The 8,418-nt window shown below is 58.5% G+C and carries 8 protein-coding genes; 6 read left to right on the top strand and 2 right to left on the bottom strand.

Translation table 11 applies throughout. The annotated features are described in order from the left end of the window. The coding region (gene fepD, locus RTY00_RS01235) for a Fe(3+)-siderophore ABC transporter permease (protein WP_312663155.1) at positions 1-974 on the bottom strand (974 nt) is incomplete at its 3' end. 141 nt (positions 975-1,115) lie between these two features. Here fepD and entS point away from each other — a divergent pair. Further along, a complete protein-coding gene (entS, locus tag RTY00_RS01230) occupies positions 1,116-2,366 on the top strand; it encodes an enterobactin transporter EntS (protein WP_061718256.1) in 1,251 nt (416 codons plus the stop codon). Here entS and fepB read toward each other — a convergent pair. Continuing rightward, positions 2,361-3,326, bottom strand: a complete 966-nt coding sequence (gene fepB / locus RTY00_RS01225; protein ID WP_312663154.1) for a Fe2+-enterobactin ABC transporter substrate-binding protein — start codon at positions 3,324-3,326, stop codon at positions 2,361-2,363. The genes entS and fepB overlap by 6 nt on opposite strands. Before the next feature lie 176 nt (positions 3,327-3,502). Between fepB and RTY00_RS01220 the strand changes: the two genes are divergently transcribed. Genes RTY00_RS01220 through RTY00_RS01200 form a run of 5 tightly spaced genes read left to right on the top strand, consistent with a single transcriptional unit; the run spans position 3,503 to position 8,359 of the window. Beyond that, entirely contained in the window at positions 3,503-4,684 is a 1,182-nt protein-coding gene (locus RTY00_RS01220; RefSeq protein ID WP_312663153.1) for an isochorismate synthase, read from the top strand. Between the two features lie 10 nt (positions 4,685-4,694). Further along, a complete protein-coding gene (locus tag RTY00_RS01215) occupies positions 4,695-6,311 on the top strand; it encodes a (2,3-dihydroxybenzoyl)adenylate synthase (RefSeq protein ID WP_312663152.1) in 1,617 nt (538 codons plus the stop codon). A gap of 18 nt (positions 6,312-6,329) precedes the next feature. Beyond that, on the top strand, positions 6,330-7,184 hold the full coding sequence (locus RTY00_RS01210) for an isochorismatase (RefSeq protein ID WP_091003749.1): 855 nt from the start codon (positions 6,330-6,332) through the stop codon (positions 7,182-7,184). Next, positions 7,181-7,939, top strand: coding sequence for a 2,3-dihydro-2,3-dihydroxybenzoate dehydrogenase (gene dhbA / locus RTY00_RS01205; RefSeq protein WP_312663151.1), 759 nt, complete (start codon positions 7,181-7,183; stop codon positions 7,937-7,939). Before RTY00_RS01210 ends, dhbA begins: the two co-directional genes overlap by 4 nt. Before the next feature lie 3 nt (positions 7,940-7,942). Next, positions 7,943-8,359, top strand: coding sequence for a hotdog fold thioesterase (locus RTY00_RS01200; protein ID WP_008104341.1), 417 nt, complete (start codon positions 7,943-7,945; stop codon positions 8,357-8,359). Positions 8,360-8,418 lie beyond the last annotated feature (59 nt).

The raw sequence follows: 8,418 nt of genomic DNA, 5'->3' as shown, positions 1-8,418 counted from the left end.
CCCAATTTACGGCGCACCAGCACAATCAGCATCGGCGCACCGAGCATCGCCGTAACGATGGAAACCCGCAGCTCGCCCGCCACCAGCAGGCGGCCAAGGATATCGGCGGCGAGCAGCAGAATCGGCGTGACCAGCGCGGTGGCGGGCAGCATCCAGCGGTGATCGTTGCCCACCAGCCAGCGAGCAAAGTGCGGCGTCATCAAACCGACAAAGGCAATCGGGCCCACCGCCGCCGTGGCTGCGCCGCACAGCAGCGCAATCGCCAGCAGCCCAAGCAGTTGGGTGCGCGCCACTCGCGTACCGAGCGCGGTCGCCATGTCGCCGCCCATACTCAAACTGTTCAGCGCCTGCGACAGCGCAATGGCCACCACGCTGCCGATCAGCACCGCCGGAAACAGCGTGCGCAGCGTGGAGAAGTTGCGAATATCCAGCGAACCACTGTGCCAGAAGCGCAGATGATCGTAGATGTCAGGATTAAGCAGCGACAGACCAGAGGTTAATCCATCCAGCACCGCGCCCAGTGCCACGCCGGCCAGCGTCAGACGCACCGGATTGACGCGCCCGCCGCCAATCGCGCCGGTCATCGCCACCAGCACGGAAGCCAACAGCGCGCCGCCAAAGGCGAAGCCGAGCCAATCCACCGGCGAGTCAGCACCGAACAGCGCAATGCCAATCACCACCGCGAAACCGGCTCCGGCGTTAACGCCAAGAATGCCGGGATCGGCCAGCGGATTGCGCGTCAGGCTCTGCATCAACGCACCAGCAATGCCCAGCGCCACGCCCGCCAGTAAACCGGCCAGCGTACGTGGCAGGCGTGCGTCACGCACAATGACGCACTCCGCGCTGTTACAGGCGGTGGTAAGCGAATGATAAACATCGGGAAGCGGTATCGATTTTGCCCCCAGCATTAAGCTGAGCGCGATGAGGAGCAAGAGCAGAATCCCTGAGCCTGCTAATGCACGAATCTGGCGCATAGCGTTCTAAACCTTCACTGTTCAACGTCGTCGCATGCGCGATGTAACTTGATAATGGTTATCGTTATTACTCGCGTTTAGCTATGTTACCATGACTCGCCTCGCGGACGATGAGGAAAATTGGTGCAATAAGGCGAACACATGAACAAATCTTCCCACTTTATCGATCTCTCGCTGCTGAAAACCCATCCGGCTTTTCGCGCGGTGTTTATCGCGCGTTTTATCTCGATTGTCGCGCTCGGCATGCTCGCCGTGGCGGTGCCGGTGCAGATTCAGCACATGACAAATTCACCGCTGCTGGTGGGATTGGCGGTGACGCTGGCCGCTGCGGGCATGTTTATCGGCCTGCTCACCGGCGGCGTGTTAGCCGATCGCCATGAACGCAAAAAGCTGATTTTGTTTGCCCGATCCACCTGTGGCTTAGGTTTTATCGCGCTGGCCATCAACGCCGCGCTGCCAGAACCCTCTTTGATCGCGGTTTATCTGCTCGGTTTCTGGGATGGCTTTTTCGGCGCGATTGGCGTGACCGCGCTGCTGGCCGCGACGCCCGCGCTGGTCGGCAGGGAAAACATTATGCAGGCGGGCGCGATCACCATGTTGACGGTGCGCTTCGGCTCGATTTTATCGCCGGCGATTGCCGGTCTGGTGATTGCGCATGGCGGCGTAACCTGGAACTACGCCCTCGCCGCCTTCGGCACTTTGCTTACCGTGTTAACGCTGCTGAAATTGCCGACCTTGCCGCCTCCGCCGCAGCCGCGTGAACATCCGCTGAAATCCCTCGCCGCTGGCGTGCAGTTTCTTTTCGCCAGCCCGATTGTCGGCATGGTGGCGCTGATTGGCGCATTAGTGACGCTGGCCAGCGCGGTGCGCGTGCTCTATCCATCCCTCGCGCCGCATTGGTCAGTAAGCGCGGACCAGCTGGGCTTGATGTACGCTGCCGTGCCGCTTGGTGCGGCGATCGGCGCATTCACCAGCGGTAAACTGAAACACGCCGCGCGTCCCGGACAGCTGGTGCTCGGCAGCGCGATTGCGGCGTTTATCGCGCTGGGTTTGTTTAGCCTGATGCCGAACCTGCCGCTGGCGTTAGCCTGTTTAGTCGCCTTCGGTTACTTCAGCGCCATCAATAGCCTGGTGCAGTACGCGATGATTCAGGCATTAACGCCGGATCATCTGTTAGGCCGTATCAACGGCTTGTGGACCGCGCAGAACGTGACCGGCGATGCGATTGGTGCGGCGGTGATTGGTGCGATGGGTTCATGGTTGCTGCCACCGCAGGCCGCCGCCGTATTTGGCTTTGCGGCGGCGCTGCTGGGCATATTGATGTGGTTGGTGATGGGCCGTTTACGTCGTTACCATCCACCAGCGCCAGAGCTGGCGGAACAGGCATCATGATTTAACGAACAGCTTTTCCAGACGCGCCAGCAGATTGCTGGCGCTGTAGTAATCGAGACGGAACGAATCGACGCCCAGCTCGTACACCTGCTTGTTCTGTACGGCGGCGTTTTGCGCGAGGAACGGATTGCCTAGCACCGATTGCGTAGTTTTATCGTCAGCGGCAAACAGCAGGAAGGTTTTCCCGGTCAGGCCACTGGCAACGTTTTCGCCCGACAGCTGAATGATATCTTTGCGCTGCCCCATGCTGTGGCCCTGCTCAACCGTCGCCGGTGGCGTTGCCAGGGTGAAGCCAAGTTGTTCCAGCAGCTTGCCCTGCGCCGAGGCTGCGGTCCACAGATTGACCGCACGTCCGCCGCCGTTCCACACCATGGCGGAAACCGGCTGCGGTGGCAGCGTAATGGCTTTTTTCAGTGCCGCTTCGCGATCGTCGAAGGCTTTGATGCGCTGTGCCGCCTGCGCTTCGTGACCGGTCGCCTGACCTAATTGCGTGACAACATCCTGCCAGCTTTTGTCGTCGTAATTGACCACCAGCGTCGGTGCAATAGCCGAGAACTGTTCGGCGAGCTTGATGGCAGAATCGTTGCCGGTAGCGCTGACGATGATCAGATCCGGCGCTTGCGCAGCAACCGCTTCGGCATTCGGCTCACCGATGTACAGACGTTGCAGATGCTGCTTTTTGGCAACATCGCTCCATTGACGGAAGAAACCCTGATCGTCAGCCAGGCGACTGTTTGGCGCGGTTGCGCCGGACGCGATAACTGGCGCATCAATGGCCAGCAGCGAGCCGGTCAGCGTGACGCTGGTCGAGACAATGCGCTGCGGCGCGTGGTTGAGGGTGATCGATCCGTTGGCGCCCTGCACGGTGCGCGGCCAACCTTGTTCAGCGTGGGCGATGCTGGTGAAAATCTGGAAAACACATATAAGGGCTGAAATGCCCCAAAAACCGCATTTATTCATAAGTTTTGGTCCACTTTTTAGCATATTGCCCTGCTTAGCGTCAGCGCCTGATTACGTTTAAACGCAGCTGAAATCCCGCGAATGGATTGACACCTTTGCCCAATCGACGTAGGTTACAGGCCCATAATAAAAATGATAATCATTCTTAATAATCTTATCATTTATAGGTGAAAATTATGGTGGAATCTTCCACGTTTGAAAATGCCTGGCTGAAGGATTATTCCGCGCTAAGCCGTGGTTTCCTCTTTACCTCGCCGTGGCGTAGTTTGGCAACGCAAGGATGCTATACCACCATTACCGCGCCGGTAGCAGACGCCGCGTCGCTGGACGGTGATTTCCAACAACAGCTGCGTCAGCATTTTGCGACGGCGAAAAAACAGGGCATCGACAATCCGATTCTGGTCGGTGCGATCCCGTTTGACGTCAGCCAACCGGCTGCGCTGTTTATTCCTGAAACCTATCAGACGTTTAACCGCGCCGACCTGCAAAGCGCGCTGCCGCAAAACGTCAGCGATCTGCCGCAGGTGCGTCGCCGCGCAGCGATACCGGACCACGACGTATTTACCACCATGGTGGCCGATGCGGTGGCGGCCACGCAGCGCGGCGATCTGGATAAAGTGGTGCTGTCGCGTCTGATGGATATCGTCACCGAACAGCCGGTTGATACCGCCGCACTGATGCAGCGCGTGATTGCGCAGAACCCCAACAGCTACCATTTCCATCTGCCGCTGCCGCAAGGCGGTGCGCTGATTGGCGCCAGTCCGGAGCTGATGCTACGCAAACAGGGGCGCGATTTTAGCTCTTGTCCGCTGGCGGGTTCGGCGCGGCGTAATCACGACGATGCCCAACAGGATCGCGCTGCGGGCGATACGCTGATGGATTCCGGCAAAGATCGTCATGAGCACAAGCTGGTGACCGACGCGATGCGCGACACCTTGCAGCCGCGTAGCCGTTTGCTGTCGGTGCCAACTATTCCATCGCTGATTACCACCGCCACGCTGTGGCATCTCGCCACGCAAATCGACGGCGAAGTGCAGGATGAGCGCGAAAATGCGCTGTCGCTGGCTTGCCTGTTGCATCCAACGCCGGCGTTGAGCGGCTTCCCACATCAGCGCGCACAGCAGCTCATTCAGCAGCTGGAACCTTTTGATCGCCAACTGTTTGGCGGCATCGTCGGCTGGTGCGATAGCCAGGGCAACGGCGAATGGGTCGTCACCATCCGCTGCGGCACCGTGCAAGGTACGCGCGTGCGCCTGTTTGCTGGCGCGGGCATTGTCGCCGACTCCCAACCCGAATCAGAGTGGCGTGAAACCGGCGTGAAGCTGGACACCATGTTGCGCGCCTTTGGACTGCAATAAAGGAAAGAGCATGAGCATTCCCTATACTCGCTGGCCGGACGATCTGGCTGCGCGCTACCGCGAAAAAGGTTACTGGCTGGATGTGCCGATGACCGACATTCTGGCGCGTCATCAGCACAACGATTCCATCGCGGTGATTGATGGCGATCGTCAAATCAGCTATCGCGAAATGGATGTGCTGAGCAGCAATCTGGCCGCCGCGCTGCAGCGTCGTGGCCTGCAAAACGGCGATACGGCGCTGGTGCAGCTTGGCAATGTGGCTGATTTTTATGTCACGGTATTTGCGCTGTTTAAGCTCGGCGTGGCGTCGGTATTCGCCCTGTTCAGCCATCAGCGTACCGAGCTGAGTGCCTATGCGAAGCAGATCGAACCTAAGCTGCTAATTGCCGATCGCACTCACGCGCTGTTTGCTGACGATAGCTTTATCAGCGCGCTGTGCGATGCTCAGCCTTCTCTGCAGCAGGTGATTCTGCGTAATGACAACCAGCCGGAAAACACGCTGGAATCCTTGATGGCGGAAGCTGCGGGTGATTTCGTCGCCACGCCAACCGCCGCCGATGAAGTGGCGTTTTTCCAGCTCTCTGGCGGCAGCACCGGCACGCCGAAGCTGATTCCACGCACCCACAACGACTATTACTACAGCATTCGCGCCAGTGATGAGATCTGTCAGGTGACCGCCGATACGCGCTATCTCATCGCCCTGCCCGCACCGCATAACTTCGCCATGAGCTCACCGGGCTCGCTCGGCGTGTTTTATGCCGGTGGTCAGGTGATTCTGGCTGCCGATCCCAGCGCCACGCTCTGTTTCCCGCTGATCGACAAGCATCAGGTCACCGATACCGGTTTGGTGCCGCCGGCGGTGAGTTTGTGGTTACAGGCGATTCAAGAATGGGGCAGCAATAAGCAGCTAGCCTCGTTGCAACGTATTCAGGTAGGCGGCGCCAAACTGGGCGAAACCCTGGCGGCACGTATTCAGCGCGAAATCGGCTGTCAGCTGCAACAGGTGTTCGGCATGGCCGAAGGTTTGGTGAATTACACCCGCTTTGGCGACGATAAGAAAATTATTCTCACCACGCAAGGCCGGCCGATCTCTGAAGATGACGAAGTGTGGGTCGCCGATGAACATGGCAACGCGTTGCCCACCGGCACCATCGGCCGCCTGATGACGCGCGGACCTTATACCTTCCGTGGCTACTACAAGAGCCCGGAACATAACGCTGCCAGCTTCGATGCCAACGGATTTTACTGCTCGGGCGATCTGATTGAGATCGACGCGCAGGGCTACATCACCGTGCAAGGGCGCGAAAAGGATCAGATCAATCGCGGTGGCGAGAAGATCGCCGCAGAAGAGATCGAAAACCTGCTGCAGCGCCATCCGGATGTGATCCACGCCGCGCTGGTGTCGATGAACGACGAACTGATGGGTGAAAAGAGCTGCGCCTTTATTGTCGCCAGCCAACCGATTAAAGCAGTGGCGCTGCGTCGTCACCTGCGCGAACTGGGCGTGGCCGAGTTCAAATTACCTGACCGTATTACCTGCGTAGATGCCCTGCCGCTGACGCCTGTTGGCAAGGTGGATAAAAAACGTTTACGCCAACAGCTTGCCGACCAACAAGCGCAAGCCTGACCTGTTCCGGAGAATGTAATGGCTATTCCAAAACTGAACTCTTATGCGCTGCCTGCAGCGACTGAACTGCCAACTAACAAAGTGAAGTGGGCGGTTGAACCTCAGCGCGCCGCGCTGCTGATTCACGATATGCAGGCTTATTTCCTTAATTTCTGGGGCGAGAACAGCCCGCTGGTTAATCAGGTGGTGGAAAACATCGCTCGCCTGCGCGCTTACTGCAAAGCGCAGGGCATTCCGGTGTTCTATACCGCTCAGCCGAACGAGCAGAGCGATGCCGATCGCGCGCTGCTTAACGACATGTGGGGACCGGGCCTGAACAAACATCCCGATCAGCAGAAGATCGTTGATGCGCTGGCACCGGATCAGGACGACCAGGTTCTGACCAAATGGCGTTACAGCGCCTTCGTGCGCTCACCGCTGGAATCGATCCTGCAGGAGATGGGCCGCGATCAGCTGATCATCACCGGCGTGTACGCGCATATCGGTTGCCTGACCACCGCGACTGACGCCTTTATGCGTAACATCCAGCCGTTTATGGTGGCGGATGCGCTGGCTGACTTCACGCGCGAAGAGCACATGATGGCGCTGACTTACACCGCAGGTCGCAGCGGTAAAGTGGTGATGACCGCCGATCTGATGCCGCTGCCGTTGAGCAAAGACGATCTGCGTGCGCTGATTCTGCCGCTGCTGGAAGATGACGATGTGCCAGCAGATGACGAGAACCTGATCGATTATGGCTTGGATTCGGTACGCGTGATGGCGCTGGCGGCGCGCTGGCGCCAGGTGCACAGCGACATCGACTTCGTCAGTCTGGCAAAAAATCCGACCATTGATGGCTGGTGGGCGCTGTTATCAAGGGTGCCGACTAAATGAGTGCGACGTTCGAATTCAGTGGAAAGATTGTCTGGGTCACTGGCGCAGGCAAAGGGATTGGTTATCACACCGCGCTGAGCTTCCATCAGGCGGGCGCGCAGGTTATTGGCCTCGATCTGCGTTTTGATCAAACCGATTATCCGTTCGCCACGCAGGTGCTGGATGTAGCGAACGCCGCCGAGGTGAAAGCGGTTTGTCAGCGTTTGCTGGCGGATCAGCCACGTCTCGATGTGCTGGTGAACGGTGCCGGCATCCTGCGCATTGGCAGCACCGATGAACTGTCGTTTGAAGATTGGCAGGCGTGTCTGGCGGTGAATGCCGGTGGCGCGTTCAACATGTTCCAGCAAACCTTGCCGGTGTTTCGCCAGCAGCGTGCGGGCGCGATTGTCACTATCGCGTCTAATGCCGCACATGCGCCACGTCTTGGTATGTCCGCTTATGGCGCTTCCAAGGCCGCACTGCGCAGCTTGTGTCTGACCGTGGGTTTGGAAATGGCTCCGTTCGGCGTGCGCTGCAATATCGTCTCGCCAGGTTCCACCGATACCGATATGCAACGCAGCCTGTGGCATACGCCAGAAGCCGAGCAGGAGATGATTAATGGTTTCCCGGATCAGTACAAGCTGGGGATCCCGCTGCGTAAGATCGCGAAACCGCAGGAGATCGTCGCGAACGTGATGTTCCTCGCTTCAGATCTTGCCAGCCACGTAGTACTGCAGGATATTGTGGTCGACGGTGGCGCAACGCTGGGATCCTAAGTGATGGCAATCTGGAAACGATCGGTCGATCTTGAAACGCTGAATAAGATGGGTGAGAACTCGCTGGTGGCGCACCTTGGTATTGTGTTTACCACCATCGGCGAAGATTACCTCGAAGCCACCATGCCGGTGGATGCCCGCACGCAGCAGCCGTTTGGCCTGCTGCACGGCGGTGCTTCGGTGGTGCTGGCGGAGTCGATGGGATCGATCGCCGGGTATCTCAGCATCGAAGAAGGCAAAAGCGTGGTGGGCATTGAGGTGAGTGCCAGCCACCATCGCGCGGTAAGCAGCGGTGAAGTGCACGGCATTTGCCGCCCGCTACACCTTGGTGCGCGTAATCAAAGCTGGCAGATCGAAATTCGTAACGCCCGCGATCAGCTGTGCTGCACCTCGAGATTGACGGTGGCGGTGCTGGGGTAAGACATAAAAAAAGCGGCCTTCTGGCCGCTTTTTTGTGCGATTAACGCTGGTAAATGATT

The organism is Pantoea sp. CTOTU49201 (genome assembly GCF_032054795.1).
Taxonomy (GTDB): Bacteria; Pseudomonadota; Gammaproteobacteria; order Enterobacterales; family Enterobacteriaceae; genus Pantoea; species Pantoea symbiotica.
The sequence above is the reverse complement of the archived record's forward strand: the minus strand, read 5'-3'. Positions and strand labels throughout refer to the sequence as shown.

Coding starts and splice junctions, on each gene's coding strand:
- entS (WP_061718256.1), top strand. CDS start 1,116: ATGAACAAATCTTCCCACTTTATCGATCTCTCGCTGCTGAAAACCCAT.
- fepB (WP_312663154.1), bottom strand. CDS start 3,326: ATGAATAAATGCGGTTTTTGGGGCATTTCAGCCCTTATATGTGTTTTC.
- RTY00_RS01220 (WP_312663153.1), top strand. CDS start 3,503: ATGGTGGAATCTTCCACGTTTGAAAATGCCTGGCTGAAGGATTATTCC.
- RTY00_RS01215 (WP_312663152.1), top strand. CDS start 4,695: ATGAGCATTCCCTATACTCGCTGGCCGGACGATCTGGCTGCGCGCTAC.
- RTY00_RS01210 (WP_091003749.1), top strand. CDS start 6,330: ATGGCTATTCCAAAACTGAACTCTTATGCGCTGCCTGCAGCGACTGAA.
- dhbA (WP_312663151.1), top strand. CDS start 7,181: ATGAGTGCGACGTTCGAATTCAGTGGAAAGATTGTCTGGGTCACTGGC.
- RTY00_RS01200 (WP_008104341.1), top strand. CDS start 7,943: ATGGCAATCTGGAAACGATCGGTCGATCTTGAAACGCTGAATAAGATG.